Annotated in this window: 24 protein-coding genes and 2 riboswitches; of the genes, 17 read left to right on the plus strand and 7 right to left on the minus strand. The window is 44.8% G+C overall.

Annotation, left to right across the window (positions count from 1 at the left end):
- Position 1: 1 nt before the first annotated feature.
- Together B0680_RS06080 and B0680_RS06085 are read right to left on the minus strand one after the other, a co-directional pair.
- On the minus strand, positions 2-2,005 hold the full coding sequence (locus tag B0680_RS06080; protein ID WP_078254358.1) for a heme lyase CcmF/NrfE family subunit: 2,004 nt from the start codon (positions 2,003-2,005) through the stop codon (positions 2-4).
- Positions 2,006-2,110: 105 nt separating this feature from the next.
- Positions 2,111-3,433, minus strand: a complete 1,323-nt coding sequence (locus B0680_RS06085; RefSeq protein WP_078254209.1) for a hypothetical protein — start codon at positions 3,431-3,433, stop codon at positions 2,111-2,113.
- 308 nt (positions 3,434-3,741) lie between these two features.
- Between B0680_RS06085 and B0680_RS06090 the strand changes: the two genes are divergently transcribed.
- From B0680_RS06090 to dinB, 17 genes are all read left to right on the plus strand, one after another.
- Positions 3,742-4,191: a hypothetical protein gene (locus tag B0680_RS06090; RefSeq protein ID WP_078254210.1), complete on the plus strand. Its 450-nt coding sequence runs from the start codon at positions 3,742-3,744 to the stop codon at positions 4,189-4,191.
- 108 nt (positions 4,192-4,299) lie between these two features.
- The gene (rsmD, locus tag B0680_RS06095; protein WP_078254211.1) at positions 4,300-4,899 is read left to right on the plus strand and encodes a 16S rRNA (guanine(966)-N(2))-methyltransferase RsmD; all 600 of its coding nucleotides are present in this window, start codon (positions 4,300-4,302) and stop codon (positions 4,897-4,899) included.
- 27 nt (positions 4,900-4,926) lie between these two features.
- Entirely contained in the window at positions 4,927-5,118 is a 192-nt protein-coding gene (locus B0680_RS06100) for an NF038104 family lipoprotein (RefSeq protein WP_078254212.1), read from the plus strand.
- A 220-nt stretch (positions 5,119-5,338) separates the two neighbouring features.
- Complete coding sequence (rplM, locus tag B0680_RS06105; RefSeq protein WP_078254213.1) at positions 5,339-5,770, plus strand: 50S ribosomal protein L13; 432 nt, start codon at positions 5,339-5,341, stop codon at positions 5,768-5,770.
- Between the two features lie 9 nt (positions 5,771-5,779).
- Entirely contained in the window at positions 5,780-6,166 is a 387-nt protein-coding gene (gene rpsI / locus B0680_RS06110) for a 30S ribosomal protein S9 (RefSeq protein WP_078254214.1), read from the plus strand.
- A 588-nt stretch (positions 6,167-6,754) separates the two neighbouring features.
- Positions 6,755-7,339 (plus strand): ubiquinol-cytochrome c reductase iron-sulfur subunit, encoded by a 585-nt coding sequence (gene petA, locus B0680_RS06115; protein WP_078254215.1) that lies wholly within the window; start codon positions 6,755-6,757, stop codon positions 7,337-7,339.
- A 23-nt stretch (positions 7,340-7,362) separates the two neighbouring features.
- Positions 7,363-8,568 (plus strand): cytochrome b, encoded by a 1,206-nt coding sequence (locus B0680_RS06120; RefSeq protein WP_211271262.1) that lies wholly within the window; start codon positions 7,363-7,365, stop codon positions 8,566-8,568.
- Positions 8,568-9,293 carry a cytochrome c1 gene (locus tag B0680_RS06125; RefSeq protein WP_078254217.1) on the plus strand — a complete coding sequence of 242 codons (726 nt, stop codon included), beginning with the start codon at positions 8,568-8,570 and terminating at the stop codon, positions 9,291-9,293. Before B0680_RS06120 ends, B0680_RS06125 begins: the two co-directional genes overlap by 1 nt.
- Before the next feature lie 145 nt (positions 9,294-9,438).
- A complete protein-coding gene (locus B0680_RS06130) occupies positions 9,439-10,068 on the plus strand; it encodes a glutathione S-transferase N-terminal domain-containing protein (protein WP_078254218.1) in 630 nt (209 codons plus the stop codon).
- Positions 10,065-10,478 carry a ClpXP protease specificity-enhancing factor gene (locus tag B0680_RS06135; protein WP_078254219.1) on the plus strand — a complete coding sequence of 138 codons (414 nt, stop codon included), beginning with the start codon at positions 10,065-10,067 and terminating at the stop codon, positions 10,476-10,478. Before B0680_RS06130 ends, B0680_RS06135 begins: the two co-directional genes overlap by 4 nt.
- A 47-nt stretch (positions 10,479-10,525) precedes the next feature.
- Positions 10,526-11,971, plus strand: coding sequence for a TolC family protein (locus B0680_RS06140; RefSeq protein WP_078254220.1), 1,446 nt, complete (start codon positions 10,526-10,528; stop codon positions 11,969-11,971).
- Positions 11,972-12,007: 36 nt separating this feature from the next.
- Positions 12,008-13,165: an HlyD family secretion protein gene (locus tag B0680_RS06145; RefSeq protein WP_078254221.1), complete on the plus strand. Its 1,158-nt coding sequence runs from the start codon at positions 12,008-12,010 to the stop codon at positions 13,163-13,165.
- Between the two features lie 42 nt (positions 13,166-13,207).
- Complete coding sequence (locus tag B0680_RS06150) at positions 13,208-14,401, plus strand: ABC transporter permease (protein ID WP_078254222.1); 1,194 nt, start codon at positions 13,208-13,210, stop codon at positions 14,399-14,401.
- Positions 14,398-15,549, plus strand: coding sequence for an ABC transporter permease (locus B0680_RS06155; protein ID WP_078254223.1), 1,152 nt, complete (start codon positions 14,398-14,400; stop codon positions 15,547-15,549). The genes B0680_RS06150 and B0680_RS06155 overlap by 4 nt, the downstream gene beginning before the upstream one ends.
- Positions 15,550-15,612: 63 nt before the next feature.
- Positions 15,613-17,679 (plus strand): methionine--tRNA ligase, encoded by a 2,067-nt coding sequence (gene metG / locus B0680_RS06160; RefSeq protein WP_078254224.1) that lies wholly within the window; start codon positions 15,613-15,615, stop codon positions 17,677-17,679.
- Positions 17,680-17,738: 59 nt separating this feature from the next.
- A complete protein-coding gene (locus B0680_RS06165) occupies positions 17,739-18,437 on the plus strand; it encodes a TIGR04219 family outer membrane beta-barrel protein (RefSeq protein WP_078254225.1) in 699 nt (232 codons plus the stop codon).
- 75 nt (positions 18,438-18,512) lie between these two features.
- Entirely contained in the window at positions 18,513-19,583 is a 1,071-nt protein-coding gene (dinB, locus tag B0680_RS06170) for a DNA polymerase IV (protein WP_078254226.1), read from the plus strand.
- A gap of 198 nt (positions 19,584-19,781) precedes the next feature.
- On the opposite strand, the gene rplI is transcribed toward dinB, so the two are convergent.
- The 5 genes from rplI to B0680_RS06195 all read right to left on the minus strand — a co-directional run bounded on the left by rplI (position 19,782) and on the right by B0680_RS06195 (position 22,010).
- Positions 19,782-20,258 (minus strand): 50S ribosomal protein L9, encoded by a 477-nt coding sequence (gene rplI, locus B0680_RS06175; RefSeq protein ID WP_078254227.1) that lies wholly within the window; start codon positions 20,256-20,258, stop codon positions 19,782-19,784.
- 16 nt (positions 20,259-20,274) lie between these two features.
- A complete protein-coding gene (rpsR, locus tag B0680_RS06180) occupies positions 20,275-20,502 on the minus strand; it encodes a 30S ribosomal protein S18 (RefSeq protein ID WP_076556033.1) in 228 nt (75 codons plus the stop codon).
- A gap of 16 nt (positions 20,503-20,518) precedes the next feature.
- A complete protein-coding gene (gene rpsF / locus B0680_RS06185) occupies positions 20,519-20,920 on the minus strand; it encodes a 30S ribosomal protein S6 (RefSeq protein WP_078254228.1) in 402 nt (133 codons plus the stop codon).
- 172 nt (positions 20,921-21,092) lie between these two features.
- Complete coding sequence (locus B0680_RS06190; protein ID WP_078254229.1) at positions 21,093-21,587, minus strand: hypothetical protein; 495 nt, start codon at positions 21,585-21,587, stop codon at positions 21,093-21,095.
- Between the two features lie 102 nt (positions 21,588-21,689).
- Positions 21,690-22,010, minus strand: a complete 321-nt coding sequence (locus B0680_RS06195) for a YcgL domain-containing protein (protein WP_078254230.1) — start codon at positions 22,008-22,010, stop codon at positions 21,690-21,692.
- Between the two features lie 186 nt (positions 22,011-22,196).
- Positions 22,197-22,350: riboswitch (glycine riboswitch) on the plus strand.
- A 21-nt stretch (positions 22,351-22,371) separates the two neighbouring features.
- A riboswitch (glycine riboswitch) is annotated at positions 22,372-22,489 on the plus strand.
- The last annotated feature ends 79 nt before the right edge of the window (positions 22,490-22,568 follow it).

Below are 22,568 nucleotides of genomic sequence, written 5' to 3' on the forward strand. Positions count from 1 at the left end.
TTTATGCTCCTTGATTGATGTGTTTTGCTTTTGATTTGCCAAGACGATAACGCTTATCAATGATGGCGATAAACGCACCGGCAGCCATGATAATCGCACCGAGCCAAATCCAGCGCACCATCGGCTTGACATAGACACGCACCGCCCAAGTGTTGTTATTGACTTTGCCTTTGGCATCAGTGATGGGCTCGCCAAGTGCCACATAGACTTCTTTTAATAGGCTTGGGCGCATACCCACTTCGGTCATTGGCATCATGCTGACGACATAATCACGCTTTTGTGGATATAGTGTGGTGATGAGCTTGTCGTTTTCTTTGACGGTGATGGTTGCTTGAGTGGCATCATAGTTCGCCCCTTTCACCTGTTCAAAAGCTTGTAGATGAAAATCATAACCTTGTACATGCACGCTGTCACCGACCGTCATAGCGACATCTTTTTCGATACTCATACTGCTTGTACCTGCCACACCCAGCACACAGACAAGCACACCCAGATGGGCAATTTGCATCCCCCAGTAGCTCGGTGATAGCTTGGTCAAGCCTTGAGCGATATTACCTTTGTTGTGCTTAAGCTTATCTTTGATGTCAAACACTATAAAGGCAAGCACCCATATGCTGAGAATACCCGTCACATAGACGCTATAATCAAATTTTGGCTCTTCGGCTAACTGAGACATCAGCCACGCCACCGATGCACCAAGCACTAAGGCACTGACACCGCACGCCATCATTGTCGCTAGTAGCGGACGGCTGTCATATTTATAACGCATCACCGCACCCACACCCATGAAGCCAAGCAGTAGCCAAGTCAAAGGCACAAACAAGGCATTAAAATACGGTGGGCCAACAGAGACCTGGCCAAGCTTAAAGAAGTCAGCGATGATTGGGTACAATGTGCCAAGTAGTACCACCAATGTCGCTACAAGTAAGATGAGATTGTTAATCACCAATACTGTTTCACGAGATTTTAGACGATAACTGCTCTCAACGGTCAATTTCCAACCACGCAACGCAAACATCAACAGGCCAAAGCCAATCACAGTTGCCAAAATCGCCAACACTGCCAAACCACGAGTCGGATCAGCAGCAAACGAATGCACCGAAGTGATGACACCCGAGCGCACCAAGAATGTACCAAGTAAGCTAAGTGCAAATGAGAAAATCGCCAGCATGATTGTCCATGCCTTGAACACGCCACGCTTTTCGGTGACAGCCAGCGAATGAATCAGCGCTGTCGAAGCTAGCCACGGCATCAATGAGGCATTTTCGACAGGATCCCAGAACCACCAACCGCCCCAGCCAAGCTCATAGTATGCCCACCAAGAACCCAGCGCGATACCCAGCGTCAAAAACGCCCAAGCAGTCAGTGTCCATGGACGACTCCAGCGAGTCCATACTGCATCCAGTCGCCCAGCCCATAGCGCCGCCATACAAAATGCAAACGGCACCGCCAAGCCTACATAGCCCATATACAGCATCGGTGGGTGGAAAATCAATCCCGGGTCTTGAAGTAGTGGATTTAGGTCAGCGCCATCGACAGGTAGATTTGGCAACACACGGTCATACGGTGATGAAGTAAAAATCATCATCGCAAGCATCATTGTCTGCACTGCACCTAGAATCGACAGCACACGAGCACGCATATCCAGGGGCAAGCCACGACTAAAAACCGCAACAAGCATACACCAAGTCGCCAAAATCGTCATCCATAATAGCAGCGAACCTTCGTGTCCACCCCAAGTTGCTGACAATTTATAATACCAAGGCAACAGACTGTTTGAGTGCTTGGCGACATAAACCAAGCTAAAATCATTGTACAAAAACCCTGCAATCAGTGCGCCAAACGACACCATCGTCGCCAAAAATTGCGCCGTCGCTAGGCTTGGTGCCAGTCGCTGCCACTGCACTTGGTGCTTGATGACACCAATGGCGGGCAAAATCGCTTGTAATATCGCAAGCACCAAGGCGAGCAATAGCGAAAAATATCCAAGTTCTGTAATTAACATCGTCATTAACTCATGTTACTGTGCAAAGTTTTTGCATTGTTATAATAGTAGCTGAATGATGCCATGCACCATTTGGCTTATCTTGGTGGGTGTGGGTACATTTCCCTAAAAAAACACCATCACCAAGTGCAACCATCCTGCCAAAAAGCCCGTAATCCCCCCAAGCACGATGAGCGTCATCTCATCTTCTTGGAAAGCAGGTCTTAGCAGGTTTTGAAATTCTTTGGGCGTCAGTGCACGAATCCGCCCTTCAAATAGACCAAAAATTTTACTGGCTCGTGAGGTATTGAGCTTAGGGTCACGGATTGGCACCATCGTCGCATCGATGGATTTATCCAAGATAGTATCTTTAAAATCATCTAAAGTACGCTCATCCATGCCCACCTTGAGCGTCGTTGCTACCACAGGCGACTCCAGCATCTCATACAGATGCGATTTCATCAGCTCACGGGTCTTATTTGCGCGTAGCCCATACATCATCTCATGCATGATATTCTCAAGTGTTACAAGCTCATTGACGACGATTTCTGCAAACACGCTTGACACTTCATCTTGGCGTTTCATAAAACCGCCTTGCCATGAATAGCGATGCCAATGCGGACGCATCCACACCACTTTTTTGGTATCACCATCCATCTCATAGCGAAACAGACGAATAAATGGCACACGGCGTGGCTCAACAGGATTAAACACCATCCAAATCGCAATCCAGTTGGTCAAAGCACCCCATACCATCGCAAAAAACGGCACTGTCCAATGCTGCGGCACAAAATAAAACAGCACCATCTGCACCACACCAAAGCCAAAGCCAATCAGTGCGCTGATTTTCCAAATAAAGTTAATTTCTTTTTTACCAACTCTTAGGAACATATCTACCATCAGCTTACGGTCTTTTTCCATCTTGCTGACAATCATCGCACGCATATCGACCAGCTCTTCAACATTATAAGTCAAATCCATGACAAGCGATTTCATGATATCTGGCAGCTTGGCGTGTACATAGGCATAGATACGACGGCGAATGGCATACGGCATATGCGTCCACAGGGCATACGAACGCTCTAGCATGATTTCATCAATCAAGCTTTCTAGGTTCTTATCCACCGTCGCCGTGATAAACTCCGCCATCTCTTCAGGCTCCATTGCCTGAAAAAATTCATCGAGCGAACCAAGCTTTGAGAGCGTTTGGTCAACAATCACGCCCGAGATTTTACCTGCTTTGGCAGGCACAATCCCCTGCCAGCCCAAGCCTTTGAGCCCAAAGGGCATATTTTTGATGGCAATGCCCCAAAACTTAATTGGACGAAACAGCATCTCAAGCGCCATCCACACGTGCGCCCAAGTGACAAAAGCCGTCACAGGCGGAATGGTCAGCATGGCGATAAATTCAGGATGTTCGGTCAGTGTTTGCCACAGGGTCGAAAACATGGGTTTGGTATAATCTTTGTGAGTATGTTAAATGGCGATAATTTTAACATAGTTTTTGTAAAGATGGTTGCTTTCATTTATCCAAAGCAGTCACAAAAGGCGCTCAAGACAGGTTTTGTAAATAAATTGATACATCTATTTGGGTTATAAAAACATTTCTAGCAATTTTTGCCAAGCTTGACTATAATAAACCGCATTGATTTTGCAAGTATTTATCAAAATCAGCACCTTAAGCTTTTTGGATGGCTTATTGATACAGTTGATAAAATGACTGATGAACAACTGATTAACAAAAGGATACGACGACAATGATGTTTTGGGAAATTTTGGCAACCGTATTTTCAGGGTTTTTGTTTGCAGGGCTTGTTCTGCCAATTCGATTGTTTTATAAAAAAACGCCAAAATGGATTGTGCCGGCCGCTGCAGGCATTGGTATGATTTGCTTTCAGGTGTATAGCGAATACACTTGGTTTGATGATACCAAAGCTAAGCTACCCGCAGGCAGTGTCATCGTCGCCGAAGTCCCAAAAAGCACTTGGTTTCGCCCTTGGTCATATATCAAGCCACAGGTGTTTCAGTTTGTCGTACTCGATACCGCCAATGTCAGTACTAATGGGGCGCTAAAATCAGCCAATCTATATTTTTTTGAGCGTCGTGCACTGGCTTATCCATTGGGTATTAGCGTTGATTGTGGTGCGCCCAAGCTTGAATTTGATCCCAAGATGAATGATGCGATTGTCAAGGCGTTGTGTCAATAATTGACGGCGTGATTTTACAAATCACAAAATACACTGCCGCATAAGCTGTATAAGTAACAAACTTTATAAGCAGTATAAATAGTTATAAAAGCCAAGATTTAGCCATTTATGAAAACCAAAAAAAATAACGACAAAAAAACCAATCAAGTACGCATCATCGGCGGTGTGCATAAGCGTCGTCTTTTATCTTTTATTGATGCCGATGGACTACGCCCGACACCTGACCGCTTGCGTGAGACATTGTTCAACTGGCTAATGGGTGCGCTTACTGATGCTCGTGTGCTTGATGTCTGCGCAGGCAGTGGCGTGCTTGGCTTTGAGTGCATTTCTCGTGGTGCAGGCAGTGCTGTCTTAATCGAAAAAAATCCCATACAGGCTAAACAGCTCACCGCCAATGCCAAACTACTACACATCGATACCACGACACGCATTATCCATGGTGATGCAGTGGCAGTGATTGAGACATTGGACACGCCTTTTGATATCATCTTTATCGACCCGCCCTACGCTGCGATGCTATGGCAACCGCTGATGGACGCACTACAGGCTCGTCAGCTCATGCATAGCGATACGCTGATTTATATTGAAGCGGATAAGCCGATTGATGCCGTGCTCAATGAGCAGACACTTCAGCAATTTGACACCGTCAAATACACCAAAGTCGGGCAAGCGCACGCCTATTTACTCACACCTATTGCCACGCTATAATGGCATAGCACATCATTTGGATAATTTATGAAAGCTATCTTATTAATCAGTTTATTGTCAAGCGCACTATTATTACAAGCTTGCGTCCATAAAGTCGTCACTGTACCTGCCAAAATCGCCTACAAAACCAGCAAAGGCGTCGTCAAAGGCACAGTCGCCGTCGGCAAAGCCATCATTCCGGGTGATAGTGATGATGACGATGATGATAAGAAAAAGTGATACCTAACCACAGTATATGTATCATTTATCAGTGACAAATCTTGACAAAAAAGTTTATCAAATGCCAAATAGCACTTGCAATGGTGCTATAAAATTTGGTAAAATGGGGACTGTTTTTTGAGAGCCCTTCGTTTCCCCAACTTAAAAAACAAATAAAATCAAGCTTATGGCTTGAGATTTTTATTTGTCTATCTCTCAAACTCAACTAAATAGGTTTTATATGACTACTACTATCAGTGCCAAACCCGCTGAAGTTGTACATGACTGGTATGTCGTGGACGCTGAAGGCAAAACACTAGGTCGCCTAGCTTCTGAAATTGCTTCTCGTCTGCGTGGCAAACACAAGCCATCGTACACTCCACACGTTGATACTGGCGATTATATCGTTGTAATCAATGCTGACAAAATTGCTGTAACTGGCAAAAAAGCTCAGGACAAGAAGTACTATCGCCACACTGGTTATCCAGGCGGTATCAAAGAGACCAACTTCACTAAACTTCTAGCACACAAGCCAGAAGATGTGTTGCACAAAGCTGTAAAAGGCATGCTTCCAAAAGGTCCTTTGGGCTATGCAATGATCAAAAAGCTAAAACTGTATGCGGGTACTGAACACCCACACGCAGCTCAGCAACCTAAAGTACTAGACATCTAAGGAGACATTATGGAACGCAATTACGGCACTGGTCGCCGCAAGACTTCTACCGCTCGTGTCTTCTTGTCTAAAGGCACAGGTAACATCGTTGTAAACGGTAAATCACTTGACGAATACTTCGGTCGTGAAACTTCTCGTATGGTTGTTCGTCAGCCACTAGAACTTCTAGACCTATCTAACAGCGTTGATCTATACATCACTGTTGTTGGTGGCGGTATCAATGGTCAAGCAGGTGCAATCCGTCACGGTATCACTCGTGCATTGATCGAACAAGACGAAACTTACAAACCTGCACTAAAAGCAGCTGGTTTCGTTACTCGTGATGCTCGTGAAGTTGAACGTAAAAAACTTGGTCTGCGCAAAGCACGTCGTCGTCCACAGTTCTCAAAGCGTTAATTTTACGATTATCGTTCAAAAAAACTCTCGATTATTATCGGGAGTTTTTTATTATCCAGTTTTAATAATTTATCAAAACAAAATGAATTAACAAACATTGCCAAAATCCAAAATCACACGCTTAATTTATTTCCACTTATATTTTTAAAAACTTGTAAAAATTTAGTTAGTATAACTATAATTATTTTGGTTATTTATAAATCAATTAATTTATAATTTCTAACGATAAATCGTCAATTTGTCTAATTTTTACACAATTTTGGCTTAGCAAAGTAGAAATATTGGCGAAAATAAAGTAACATATGAGAGATGAAAATTGGCTTATTTTTTATGATTATTCTATAAATTATTAAACAGTGATAATTATAGATTAACAAAAGCCACTTTTTTGTTAATTCATTAAAATTTTTGCGACTTTTTTTCGAAACTTTGTAAGAGAAGAATTTATTTTATTACAAAAATAGCTTAAAATAGTCATATTTAGCAAAATAGGCACAGCAAATGTGGCATCTATAATAAAATTGTTTTATTATAAATGCCACACACCCAGTATGGGATACTCCCATTCTTTTTCTGGAGGAAGTTTTAATGAGCCATGCCGAAGGCGTGAATGTTAAACGCCGTAGAGTACTAATCGCAACCACTGCTGCCATCGGTGCAGTCGGTGTGGGTGCGATTGCCACCCCATTTGTGCGTTCTTGGTATCCAAGCGCCAAAGCGGAAGCCGCAGGTGCTGCTGTCGTTCAAGACATCGCTGGTGTTGAGAACGGTCAGATGATTACCGTGAAATATCGTGGCAAACCAATCTTTGTCGTAAAACGCACCGAAGAAATGGTGGCAAACCTTGAGAAAGTAACCCCTAAACTAAGCGATCCAAATTCTGAGCTATCGGTTCAGCCTGAAGAATGCAAAAATGCAACTCGCTCTTTGACCCCAGAGGTTCTGGTGGTTGAAGGCGTTTGTACGCATCTAGGCTGTGCACCGACATTCCGTCCAGAAGTGGGCGCTGCTGATCTTGGTGGCGCTGATTGGTATGGCGGTTTCTTCTGCCCATGCCACGGTTCGCTATATGACCTAGCTGGACGTGTTTATAGCGGTGTTCCTGCCCCTACAAACTTACCAGTGCCTGTCTATAGCATCAGTGGCACTATCTTGACCGTTGGGGAGGCATAATCATGAGTATCGCTAAGAAGTTTATGAGCTGGGTGGATGCACGCTACCCTGCGACCGAAACTTATGAATACCATATGTCAAAATACTACGCACCAAAGAACTTCAACTTTTGGTATTTCTTTGGCGTATTGTCGATGGTTGTTTTGGTCAACCAGCTAGTTACTGGTATTTGGCTAACCATGATGTTCAACCCAAGCGCAGAAGGTGCGTTTGCATCGCTTGAATACATCATGCGTGATGTTAAAGGCGGTTGGTTGATTCGCTATATGCACTCAACTGGTGCATCGGCATTCTTTATTGTCGTGTATCTGCATATGTTCCGTGGCTTGCTATACGGTTCTTATAAGAAACCGCGTGAGCTAGTATGGCTAATCGGTATGGGTATCTACCTATGCTTGATGGCTGAAGGCTTCTTCGGCTACCTACTACCATGGGGTAATATGTCATACTGGGGTGCACAGGTTATTTTGAACCTACCTGCGGCAATTCCATTCATTGGTGATGGTTTGGCTGAATGGGTTCGTGGTGACTACCTAATCTCTGGCATCACACTTAACCGTTTCTTTGCCCTACACGTAATCGCTATTCCGCTAGTGTTGGTTGGCTTAGTATTCATGCACCTAGTTGCACTACACCATGTCGGCTCAAACAACCCAGACGGTATCGACATTAAGAAACTAAAAGACAAAAACGGCGTGCCACTAGATGGCGTACCATTCCACCCATACTACACAGTGCATGATATGGTTGGTATCGTTGTCTTCTTCATCTGCTTCTTTGCAGTGGTGTTCTTCGTACCTGAAGGTGGTGGCTACTTCCTAGAAAAACCAAACTTTGAAGTGGCAAACGGTCTAAAAACACCGCCACACATTGCACCAGTTTGGTACTATATGCCATTTTATGCCATCCTTCGTGCCGTTCCGCACAAACTTGGTGGTGTGATTGCAATGGGTGCTGCGATTGCTGTATTGTTTGTCCTACCATGGCTTGACCGTTCACCTGTACGTTCTATCCGCTACAAGGGTATGCTATCAAAAATCGCATTGGCAATCTTTGTTGTAAGCTTCATCATCCTAGGCTATCTAGGTGGTACAGCAGCTAGCCCAACTGCTACAATCGTTGGTCGTATCTGTACTGTACTTTACTTCTTGTACTTCCTATTGATGCCATTCTACACATCAATCGAGAAGTGCAAACAACCGCCAGAACGCGTAACCGGAGGTCACTAATGAAAGCACTTAATTCACTTGTAAAATTCGGTGCTGGTGCTGTGTTGGCTACTGTTGGTGCTTTTGCTAGCACCAACGCCATGGCGGCAGGCGGTGCTGGTTGTGGTACTTATACCCAAGCTGATGGTACTGCTGTAACCCTAGAATGTAGCAAAGCGCCAATTGATCTAACCAACAAAGGCTCACTACAGCGTGGTGCTCAAACCTTTATGAACTACTGCGTCGGCTGTCACTCAGCTCAGTATGTTCGCCATTCTCGTTTGGCACAAGATTTGGACATTCCACCAGAGCTTGTTGAAAAGTACTTGATGGTAACAACCAATGCAATCGGTGATCACATCACCGCTGGTATTGATCCTGAAGTACAAGGTCAATGGTTCGGTGCTGCACCACCAGATCTATCACTAGAAACTCGCCTACGTGGTGATGACTGGGTATATACTTATCTACTTAGCTTCTACGAAGATCCAAGCCGTCCTTGGGGCGCAAACAACTTAGTACTTGCAAATGCTGCAATGCCACACGTATTGCACAATATGCAAAAAAGCCTAAGTAAAGAAGAGTATGAAGCTCGTGTCGGTGATTTGGTGAACTTCATGGCGTGGATGGCTGAGCCTGTCCGCCATGACCGCAAAATCTACGGTGCATTTGTGGTACTATTCCTACTTATCCTACTAATTCCTGTTTACTTGCTAAACAAAGAATTCTGGAAAGATGTGAAATAATCATCAAAGTACCAACCAAAAGGCTGATTGTCACCCAATCAGCCTTTTTGATTATCCAAGTTTTTATCTTTGAATTGGGATATTTTTTTACACATTGGGCAAATTTTTTGTTAAACTAACAGCGTATTTCTCCAAGCGTTGACCAATGGAAAATTTATCGCAATTACCCCCAACACAGTTTATCCTATACGCCGATCAAGGGATCGACAGCCATTTGGTACGCCTATTGTTAGAAGAAAAGCGATTAAACTACCATCTACATACCATTGACGACGAACGTCCCGAAGAATTAAGTGAGCTCAACCCCTATCGCACCCTGCCTGTGCTCGCCAATCGTGATGTGGCACTGTATGAAATCAATGTCATTTTTGAATATCTCGAAGAACGCCACCAATTTCCAAGATTGCTCCCCATCACCCCAAAAGAGCGTGCCCAAACTCGCTTGCTTGCTTGGCGACTACAAAAGGACTGGCTATCAGAAGCATACACCCTACTAACTCATCCTGATAGCTTTGATGCCAATAAAGCCGCTCAAGCCAAAAAATCACTTTCTGACTCACTCATCACGCTCTCGCCCTTATTTGGGCATAAGCCGTATTTTATGTCTGATGAATTTGGCTGGTGTGATGTGATTTTATTGCCCTTACTATGGCGACTGCCACAGATGGGTATTGACCTACCACGCCACCTTTGCCGTCCATTGATTGAATATCAGCAGCGACTGTTTGAGCGAAATAGTTTTAAAGCCAGTTTGATTTTTAAGGATTATCCATGACCACACCAAAACGCCCTTATCTTATCCGTGCCTTCCACGAATGGCTAGAAGACAACGAGTTCACTGCCTATATCATGATTGATGCCACGCACCCTGATGTCGTCGCACCGCTACAATACGCCCAAGATGGCCGTTTGGTGCTTGCTTGCTCATATCAAGCGACGCATAATCTTATGATTGATAATGATGCCATCAGTTTCTCTGCACGCTTTGGCGGCGTCTCACAAGAGCTGTGGATTCCGATGCAGGCGGTGATGGGTATTTATGCCAAAGAAGACCCTAAGCATGGGGCATTTTTTGACCCAGCAGAATATGACGGCTATCAAGCCGAGCAAGCAGATAGTGCATCCGATGACGATACTGATAACGAGTCAACAAGCAAAGGTACAACCTTACGCATTTTGGATTAGATTATGCTTATTGTCTGTATTGAAATTTTATTCAAGTGGTGAGAGTTATGCAGCTTTGTGCACAATTTATCGGCGTCCTAATTGGCATTGCAAGCTTATCGACAACAGCGTACAGTTATAGCTTTGAGCAAGCCGAATCCGACCTGCTCACACAGTCAAATCGTGTACAAGCATCGGCATTGCTTAGCCAAGCTAGCGAACAAGAAGCCAAAGCCGTTCAGGGTTTGGGCAGGCCGACGGTATCGCTTAATATGCGAGCACTTAGTTATCATCAGACCGCTGATATCTCAACGCAAGCACTCAAAACTCAGCTGGCCGAAGATATTGGTCAGCAGCTTGATCACCAAAGCACCAATCTTGGCAATCTGGGTCTGGACGCCATCAGTGCAGAAATTGTCAATACGACAACACATACACTACTAAATCGTGCTATCTCTCGCCTGCCAAACGAAGTACATCTCGATGCAAAAGACAGCTCATTCACACCAAGTATCGCTGTGACCATGCCAATCTATACAGGTGGCGCGATTCGTAGCAGTCAGCAAATCGCCAAACTTGGTGCACAGCGTCAATCATTGTCTGAACTTGAGCAGATTTCGCTTGAGCGACTCAATCTGATTCGCTTATATTTTGGTGCAAAATTACAACAAGCATTACAGCACAGCGCAAAAGCACAATATGATGCGATGCAACTTCATGTCAATAATGCACATCAACTTGAGCGAGTGGGTTTTATCAGTCGTGGTCAGCGGATGCAATTTGAAGTGGCACGCAATCAGGCTCAGCAGCTGTACCAAAATAGCACTCTAACTTATGAGCAAAGCCTGTTTCAATTACAAAGCTTATTAAACAGTCAGCACATCAGCACACTTACGACACCATTATTTATCAATCGCACCCTACAGCCAAATTGGGATAGCTTGGTAAATAAGCTCAACACCAATGCACCCACCAGTCAAAAACTTGCCAAAGATATTGAGCTTGCCAATGAGCGTGTCGGTTTGGCAAAATCCGCTAAAAAACCCAAAGTGTTCGCCCTAGGTGAATACACACCTGATGACGGTGACTGGTTCGTCGGTATTGCTGCCAATTATACGCTATACTCTGGGCTTGATCGTGATGCCAAAATTCAAGCAGCCAACCTGCAAGCACAAGCCGCTGCCTTAAGCGCCACACAAGCAACGACCGACCTAACAAGTGCCATGCATCTATCTTATCTAGAGCTACAACATGCGCAGCGCACACAGTCGCTACTTGCACAAAATAAATCAGCAGCCATCGAAAATCTGCGCATCCAAAGACTTGCTTTTAAAGAAGGATTTGGTACTGTCGCTGATGTCGTCGATGCCGAGACTCGATTACAACAAGTTGAAAGCGAGATGGCGACGAATGCTTATCGCTATGTGATGGCATTAGCAAATTTACTTCATCACACAGGTGAGCTTGATCAGTTTAGCCACTATCTACATCAGGCCGATGTCATCACCTTATAATTATCATACACTATATAATTATCATACACTATCGCCATGACCAAAACACTCAAACCTTCAAAGCAGACAGACGAAACCCAAATCACCGAGCATAGCGATCCGCAAGCAGCTGATGCCACTTATAAAAAACGAAACAAAAAACCCATCGTGATTTTATTAGTGGCAGTCTTGATCGCATCGCTACTACTGCTCATTGCTTATGGACTGCTAAAAAGCTATGAAGATACTAGCACTGTACCACACCCAGCCAATGAATCTAATGGGTTTATCGCCAAAACCAAAAACAAACTCGTGGGCGATGACATCATCACCTTGCAAGGGGAAGTTGATGGTGAAACCGTAAACCTAAGCACCAAACTACCAAGTCGCATCGATGCCATCTATGTCAAAGAAGGACAAATGGTGAAAAAAGGCGAAATACTAGCCAAGCTCATTAGTCCAGAAATTGAAGCCAAAAAACAACAGGCTGATGCCGCCTTGCAATCTGCACTCGCGGCACAGCAAGCAACCATGCGTGGCACTCGCCAAGAAAATACCGATAGTCTATATGCCAATTGGCAAAGCCTGCAAGCCCAAGCCAAGCTCGCTCACGAAACTGCCAATCGGGGAGAATACCTGTATCAAGAAGGTGTCATCAGTCGTCAGCGTCGTGATGAGATGATGGCAGCCAAGACATCATCGGCTGAGATGAGTGAAGCTGCACACCAGCAGTATCTCAAGGCAAAACATGGTCGTAGCGATGAAGCCAAATCCAGCGCCGATGCTCAAGTGCAAATCGCCAAGGCCGCTGTCGCCGAAGCACAAGCGCTCGATGCAGAGACAACGCTCATCGCCCCAATTGATGGTACGATCAATAAAATCTATGCCAAACCAAGCGAGCTTGTCGCCATCGCCGTCCCTGTGATTAGCATGATTCACCCAAGCGAGCATGTACTGCTAAGCGTGCGTGAAGACTACCTACCAAGCATCCGTAGTGCCGACACTCTGACGGGATATATCCCTGCACTGGATAAAAAAGTCGATTTTCGCATCAGTCATATCGGCGCTGAAGGAGAGTTTGCCACCATCAAAAGCAATAAGCAAACCGGCGGTTATGACATCAGAAGTTTTGAAGTGACACTCACACCAACCACGCCAATCGATGGGCTAATCACAGGCATGAGTGTCATTTTTGATATTCGACTAAATCGTTAGAATCAAGTACATCAGCATCATGGTCGCCATTTAGCTTTTTTTATGAGATACTCGCCCAAGCCATCCGCATTTTCTCGATTTTTGACAGGATTTTGTGACAGCTTTTTTCGTGAAGTGCGCAAAGTCTCTGATAGCCGTTGGGATTTGTTTGCGCTATTTGGCATACCACTATTGGTGATTGTGCTGTTTGGAAGTATGTTCATCCATACCAAAGCCGAACATCTGCCCATCATGGTCGTCGATCGAGATCAAAGTGAGCTAAGCCATCATATCATCCGCCATATCAGCCATCATCAATCGCTGGATGTCGTCACAGTCAGCCAAAATCCACAAGATGCCGAGCGTGCCATCAACACACTGGACATCGGCGGCTATCTATATATCCCAAAAAATGCCGAAACTCGTTTGGTCAATGCCGAAGATCCTGGACTGCTTTTAGTGTACAATCAAGCCTTATACAGCATGGGCAGTGGTAGTGCGTCAGCGATGTCATCTGCGGTACTATCAGGTGTAGAGTCATTTTTAAGTGAGTCGTATTTGGTAAACACCCTACCGTCGTTGCATTTGGCGTTACCTACTGTCAAGGTGACAATTTTATTCAACCCCACGCTAAGTTATGAGCTATTTTTATCGCCGTTTGTGGTGGCGGCAGTATTGCATCTACTCTTAAGCTGTTTGGTGGCGTATGCCATAGGCATTGAATTTGCTGATGGTACAGCTAGTGATTGGCTCAAGGATTCACCCATTGCCGCCTTGCTTGGTAAAGTAAGCCTTTACACGCTAGTGATTATTCTATGGGCGGCGATTTGGCTTACTTGGATGATTTGGGTGCGCCAATATGCCATCGCAGGTAGCGCACTGTGGTTGATGATGGCGCAGGTGCTATTTTATGGTGCTTATGCACTATTTGGCGCTATGGTTGCTCTAGTTGTTCGTGATGCGAACAAAAGCTTTGGGCTGCTCGCGGTCTATGGCGGCTCATCGATGAGCTTTGCTGGTGTGTCATTACCGCTCAATAATGCGCCGACATTTACGCAGTTTTGGTCAAATATCATTCCATTTACAAGTTTTGCCAAGCTTCAAACCCAAAGCTGGATTATCGGTAGTCCTTGGCAGTCTATGTTGCCAAATTTACTCATCTTACTGCTATTTGTCATTATTTTTAGTAGCATCTGCTTGATACTGGTGCGCAAAATTACCAACAATCTAGTCACCGATACAGGCGCATCATCATGAAGCAAGCAATTTTGACACTATTTCAAGACTGTATCGCAACTTTTCTTGCAATACTAAAAAATCGCTCTATTTTATTGACGATGGTGCTCTCAATCGGTTTTTATGGCATTTTTTATCCCACCGCTTATCATGCCGAGCATGCACAGGCACTCCCCTTGATTATCGTCGATGAAGAACAAAGCGCACTCAGCCACACCATCATCCGCACTACATCACACAGCCCAAATGTTGAAGTCATTGACATCACAAACAACCTACCCCAAGCGCTAAAACAAGTACGAAGTATGCACGCAGAAGGGATTTTATACCTGCCAAAGACACTCAGCCAAAGTATCCATCATGGAGAGACTGGTGGCATCGGACTGTATCTGAGCGGGGCTTATTTGCTTAGAACACAGACGGTGAGCACAGGTCTGATCAGCTCGCTTGAACAGGTGCTTATTGATGAGATGGCTAAATTTACCCAAATCAGCCATCTACAGCTGCCGACACTCGTACACAAACAGCCACTATTTAATACCACAAGCGGCTATGGCAGTTATGTTTTTCCCGCCATAGCCCCTTTGATTGTTCATCAGACGCTACTACTTGGTGTCGGCATGCTTATTTGCGGTTTTCAACAAACACATCGAAGGCTACGCATCAGCCAACTCATCTCTGTATATCTCGTTGCAGGGTTGATTGGTACTTTATCCAGCTGGTATCTGTATGGCTTTGTGTTTTGGCAGCAGGACTATCCCCGTGGTGGCAATTTTTGGGGCATGGTGCTTGCGACACCGATTTTTGTCGGTGCTGTCATTGCCATCGCGTCAGCACTGTCATCATTTTTTGATCGCTCTGAGCGAGTTGGGCAACTGTTGATTTTTTCATCTGTGCCACTGTTTTTATTATCAGGGCTTGCCTATCCTTTTGTTGGCATGCCAAAGTGGCTTGTCAATTTTGCCGAGCTTCTGCCAAGCACACAAGGTATTCAGATGTTTGTACAGCTCAATCAAATGGGCGTCCCCACCCAGCTCATCGCACCCAAGCTGTTTTATTTATTTGCCGTCATGCTCATCATGAGCCTGCTTGCCCTATGGCGACTGTGTCTTAAGCCAAGTCTTAAACCAAATGATCAACAAGCAACCATACCAACGAATTTTAGATGATTTTTCTACCGATTTACGGTATGATAGACAGATTTTCATTTGAATAATTTTTGGGGTAAATTCATGAGCGCCAATCGCAAAATTCTTGTTACCAGTGCCTTACCTTATGCCAATGGCCCGATTCACTTAGGGCATTTGGTGGAATACATCCAAACCGACATTTGGGTGCGAGCCATGAAAGCCATGGGTCATACCGTCACCTATGTCTGCGCCGATGATGCACACGGCACCGCCATCATGCTAAAGGCTGAAGCCAACAGCATCACCCCCGAAGAACAAATCGCCACTGTCAAAGCATCGCACGAAAAGGACTTTGCAGGCTTTCATATCGGTTTTGATAATTATTACTCAACGCACAGCCCAGAGAACGAGCAGTTTTCCCAAGAGATTTACACCAAGCTTGAGCAAGGCGGCTATATCTTTACCAAAGATGTTGAGCAATTATTCGACACCGAAAAAGGCCTATTCCTAGCCGACCGCTTTGTCAAAGGTGAATGCCCTGAATGCGGCGCCAAAGACCAATACGGCGATAACTGCGAAGTCTGCTCAAGCACCTATAACGCCACCGAGCTGAAGAACCCGTATTCGACATTGAGCAATTCAACGCCTGTGGTCAAATCATCCAAGCACTATTTCTTTGATTTGCCAAAGTTTGAAGATTTTCTAAAATCATGGACAAAAGGCGACAACCGCTTGCAATCAGCGATTTATAATAAGCTGTCTGAATGGTTTGACGCAGGTCTTGCCCCGTGGGACATCAGCCGTGACGCGCCATATTTTGGCTTTAAAATTCCAAATACACCAGCCGGTGAGCCTGATAAATATTTTTATGTTTGGCTAGATGCACCTGTAGGCTATATGGCAAGCTTTAAGAATCTGTGCGAGCGTACAGGGCTTGATTTTGATGAATATTGGAAAAAAGACAGCACTACCGAGCTGTATCATTTCATCGGCAAGGACATCGTCTATTTCCATGCGCTATTTTGGCCGGCGATGCTAGAAGGTGCTGGCCTGCGCACACCGACAGCGGTCAATGCACACGGCTTTTTGACCGTCAATGGCGAGAAAATGAGTAAATCTCGTGGTACTTTCATCAAAGCCGAAACGTATCTGAATCATCTAAACCCTGAATATCTGCGCTATTATTTTGCCAGCAAACTCTCAGCCAGCGTCGAAGACATTAACCTAGATTTAGAAGACTTTATGCAAAAAGTTAATTCAGACTTGGTTGGTAAAGTCGTCAATATCGCCTCTCGCTGTGCAGGCTTTATTCATAAGAATAACGATGGCAAATTGGCGGATACTTTGGCAGAGCCTGCCCTAGTCCAAGAAATCATCGATGCAGGCAGCGATATCGCCGCCGCCTATGAAGCGCGTGAATTTGGCCGTGCCACCCGTCTAATCATGGCGTGTGCGGATAAGGCAAATGAATACATCGACACGCACAAGCCATGGGCATTAAATAAAGAAGGTAAAACCGAAGAAGTCCAAGCTGTCTGCACCGTTGCGCTAAACATTTTCCATAAGCTTGTGATTTATCTTGCGCCGATTTTGCCAGTATTGTCTGACAATGCTCGTAATTTCTTGAATGTTGAGACGCTGGACTTCGACAGCCGTCAGCAGCATTTGCTTGGTCATAGCATCAATGCCTTTAGCCCACTGATGAGCCGAGTCGAAAAAGACAAAGTTGATGCGATGGTGAATGATTCTAAAGAAAATCTAGAATCCAAACCTGCCCAAAAAGCCGATAACAAAACTGATAACAAAGTCAAAAATGCTGACAAAGCTGCTCAAGCAGGTAGCGAGTTCATCGGTATTGATGACTTTGCCAAAGTGACCATGAAAGTTGCTCATGTCGTTGAGTGTAACAGCGTCGAAGAGGCAGATAAGCTACTTCAGTTCACCCTAGATGTCGGCGAAGAGAGCACCCGCAATGTGTTTAGCGGCATTGCCAAGTTCTATAAACCTGAAGAGCTGACCGGCAAAAAAGTCGTCTGCGTGACCAACCTTGCGCCACGCAAAATGAAGTTTGGCATCTCTGAAGGTATGATTTTATCCGCCGAAAAAGACGGTCAATTAACCGTCATCACCCTACCTGACACCATGCCAGTTGGTGCGACTTTGGCATAACTGGTCAAATTTTCCCTAGCCTGCCCTGTCATTGATGGGGCAATTTTTGAGTGTTATTTATGAAAAAAATCGCAATCGCAACTGCACTACTTGTCGCAAGCACAGCGCACGCTGACACCCTGTACGGTCTATATGCCGATGCCAACTACTGGCACACCTCTGCTGATGTCACCGACAATGGCGTCAAACAAAACTTTGATGATGAAGGCAACTATATGCTATCTGCAAGCCTTGAGCACGGTGTACCACTAATCCCAAATGTGCGTGTGCGTCATGCTGACATCAATCACAGCCAAAACACTGCCATCGCCAAAGACGAAGTGGCATTCACCAGCACCGATGCCATTGCGTATTATGAAATCCTAGACAATGTCGTGAGTGTTGATTTGGGCTTGGGTGCTAAGCGCATCTCTGGCGATGTCAAATACACAGGCGGCAAAACGCTGGATTTGAACAAAACCCTACCAATGGCATACGCATCTGTCGGCGCAAAACTACCATTCACCGGCCTATCAGCCAAAGCTGAGCTTGGTGTGGGTGTCGGCACAAATGTCAAAGCCACAGATGCACAAGCAGAGCTAAAATACGACTTCGTCAAGACCGCTGCTGTCGATTTGGGCATCAAAGGCGGTTATCGCATCCTATCGCTGGATTATGACGAGATGAATGTCAAGTATCTAGGCACTGTCTTTGGTAAGCAAACACCGTATAAGGCTGATTTTAAAGGCCCTTATGTCGGTTTAGAAGTGCACTTCTAATCGCAGAATACCGCCAAAAGCGTATCACCATCGTGATGCGCTTTTTGTTTATGCACAGGTACGGTATAATAAGCCATGCGTAAAATCATTCACATCGACATGGATGCTTTCTTTGCCAGTGTCGAACAGCGAGATAACCCCGCCTTGCGTGGCAAACCGCTCATCGTCGGTGGCGACCCCAATGGGCGTGGTGTCGTCTCCACCGCAAGCTATGAAGCTCGTCAATATGGCATTCGCTCGGCAATGAGCTGTTATGAAGCCAAAAAACGCTGTCCGCACGCCATCTTTGTCCGCCCACGCTTTGATGCGTATCGTGCCGTGAGTGCACAAGTACAAGCAATCATGCGTACGCTGACGCCGATTGTTGAGCCATTATCACTCGATGAAGCCTATCTTGATGTCACTGACACCCATCTGTATCAAGGTTCGGCAACGCTGATGGCAAATCACCTACGCCAAGCGATTTTTGATACCACAGGGCTAACCGCATCCGCTGGCGTATCGTACAATAAAATGCTTGCCAAAATCGCATCCGACATCAACAAGCCTAATGGCATTACCGTCATCGTGCCCGAGTACGCCCAAGCATTGATTGATAGCCTGCCGATTGAGCGATTTCACGGGATTGGCAAATCCAGCAGTGCCAAACTGCACGATTTAGGCATTCACACCGGCTTACAGCTGCGTAAAACCGAACTTAGCACGCTCGTGAATCTCTTTGGGCAAAAACGGGGTCAATATTATCACGATATCGCCCACGGCATCGACCATCGTCCTGTACAGGCTGAACGCATTCGCAAATCCATTGGCACTGAGATTACCTTTGGCGAGAATATCAGCCAAGATGAGATTATCCTAGCCAAAATCCATGAGCAGACACTCGATGCCTATGACGCACTCAAAGCACGTTCGCTGACAGCGCACACCATCACGCTGAAGGTCAAATATGCCGACTTTAGCCAAATCACTCGCAGTCATACGCATAAGCTACCTTTTGAGAGTGCCGAACAAGCCTATCAATGGGCGGTGCAATTATTCCAGCAAATCGATCGTAAGCTTGCCATTCGCTTGGTGGGTGTGACTTTTTCGAATTTTGGGACGGATGATAATTTGTCGCAGCCTTCTTTGTTTGATGTGCTTGATTGATGTTATTATTGAATGACAACAACTGATGACATTGTAGCAAATCAGTCTAGCATGACTTACTTTGGCTTCCATAGCATCGATTAGAATATAAAGTTAAAAACTTAACCGCCTATTCATATTCCAAGCCAAATCCCAAAAAAACAAAACCCCCAAAGTTATACACTTTAGGGGTTTATCATACTCAAATAATCTTAATGATTATTCTTCGTCTGCATCAGCTTGTGGTGCGTCTTCGCTTAGAATTGTCACAAGGATGTCAGCTGAGATGTCGTGATGTAGTTGGATAGTAACTTTGTACTCACCCACTTGACGGAATGCGCCTTCAGGCATCTTCACTTCAGCACGATCTACTTCTAGACCAGACTTAGTCAAGGCATCAGCGATGTCACGAGTACCGATAGAACCGAATAGTTTACCTTCGTCACCAGCTTTAGCACGCATGATAACATTAACATCAGCCAATGCAGCAGCGCGTTGGTTAGCAACTTCTAGTTCTTTTGCTTCGATAGCTTCTAGCTCAGCACGACGAGCTTCGAACTTAGCGATGTTCGCTTCAGTTGCAGGTAGTGCTTTGCCTTGTGGGATTAGGTAGTTACGACCGTAACCAGCTTTTACATCAACCGTTTCACCAAGTTTACCAAGATTAACGACACGCTGTAATAGAATAACTTGCATGATTTATCTCCGTTAATTACTTGTGGTTGTCAGTGTATGGCAATAGAGCCAAGTAGCGAGCTTGCTTAATCGCAACTGCTAGCTGACGCTGATACTTGTTAGAAGTACCAGTGATACGGCTAGGAACGATTTTGCCATTTTCGCTGATGTATTGCTTTAGAAGTTCAACATCTTTGTAATCGATGTGTGAGATGCCTTCAGCGGTAAAGCGGCAGAACTTACGACGACGATAAAAACGTGCCATGATAATATCTCCTTAATTAGTTATCGCTGTCAGCGTCGCTCTCACCTTGTTCGGTGCGAACGTCGTTACGACGGTTAGCTTTGCGAGTGCGCTTATCTTCTGCTTCTTTCGCTAGTGGCGATTGTTCAGTGATAGCAGCGTCACGGCGGATAACTAGGCTACGGATGATGGCATCGTTGTACTTGAATAGTTCTTCTAGCTGAGCTAGAGTCTCATCGTTACATTCGATGTTTAGTAGCACATAGTGCGCTTTGTGGATTTTGTTGATTGGGTAAGCCAATTGACGACGGCCCCAGTCTTCTAGACGATGGTTTGCACCGCCATTTTCTTCAACAATAGTACGGTACTTAGTTACCATGTCGGCAACTTGGTTGCTTTGGTCTGGATGAACCAATAGCACCACTTCATAATGTCTCATAAGGACTCCCTACGGATTAAAACAGCCACCACCAGACCGTATCTGACAGCAGCAAGGAGATTGAAAAAGTAGGTTTGCTAAACCAAACCCATTTAACAAAGCGCATATTATACGCTGATTTATCGGCAATAGCAAGGCTTATTTGCTATTGCCTAAATTATTTCAAGCACAGTTAAGGCTGTGGATTTTGGGCGTTCATCTGCGCCATTTGACGTTTTTGTTCTTGGATACGAGCAGTTTCGGCTTGCTTTTCGGCATCACCAGCAATCACACTACGCAGCATCTGCCAAATTGCACCCACCACAAGCAGTGCAGCAAACACCGCCAAAATCGGCAAAAAAGCCACCACAGCACCAGCAAAATCTTTCATCAAAATCGAATGAAACACACCAAGCATCGCAGGTGCAACTTCACCCGTACCGCCTGCCGCTTGACCCGGTGCAAACAAAATCGATGCCACCATCACCCAGCTAATCCCCTTAAACGGTCTAGGAATCAGGCGCATCACAAGTAGCCAAAGCAATAGCACAAGCACACAGCCAATCACATAGACGGTCAATGGCAATTGCGCAGCAGGAATACCTTCAGTGATTTGAGCCCACCAAACAAAAAATTGAGCCAAGCTTTCACTGATTTTTTCAAGCGGTAAGTCTTTTAACCAATTCATCGTAACAACCAACAATAAAATTATCGCTATTTTAACACGCTTTTTACCAAAAACTGTTAAAAATTCGTAAAACTTAAAATCTTACAAAAAATCAGTCAGTTATCAATCATATTTTTTGTCTTGAGCATCTTTGGCTTTGGCAAGTGCTTGTGCTGCCAAAATATCAGCAGGCGGCGCTTGGACATAATAGCCCTGCTCGGCAAGCTTGGCACGCACATCATCGATATTGGCTCGCGCCAATTTATCTCGGCTTGACAAATCTAGGTGCATCACAAACTGACCCATGCCAAGCTTGGCTCGTAGTGCGGTTGGCAACACACCCAGCCAATCGATCAAAGTCTCGGTGTCATTTGGGTAATTTGGGCGTGCGATATACACATACCAGTCTTCGTTTTTTGGGAATTTATAAACATCACAATGCATAGTCAATCCTACTCTCATTTTTATCAAATAATTCAATGGGTTATATGAATAATCATTCGCATATTCATCAATTATTTGATATAAATTATTGATTAAAATTTGTAAAAAGCACTTGTCAAGACAAATATTTTACAAAAGTTCATAATTTTACTTGTAAATTGTAGCATTATTTTTCATAATAAGGGTGTTTGATTTTCAGGAGAGTGTGTTTTTTGCTTTTTTTGATAGGAAGGATAAAACAGCAAAGCCATGTCAATACATGGTAAAAACACCACCGAAGGCGTAAACTGTGCTCGCACAATCCCCATAATCGCTCAGGTAAACGGACTGAAAATCTCGATAAATCAACAGCTTAGATTTATCAACACAATCTGGAGAGCGGTATTGCCAATTACCCATTTTTGCTTGGCATTATCCACCGAAGGGAAGAAAACCATTTTTTGGTTGAAAATCTCAGGTCAAAGGACAGATGGGGTGCTTATTTTTATTGAGCTTATGCTCGATGGGTTGTCATATCTGTGTGATATGATGAACCAGTGAATTTTTGCACCGACATCT

Source organism: Moraxella pluranimalium, from assembly GCF_002014825.1.
Taxonomy (GTDB): Bacteria; Pseudomonadota; Gammaproteobacteria; order Pseudomonadales; family Moraxellaceae; genus Moraxella; species Moraxella pluranimalium.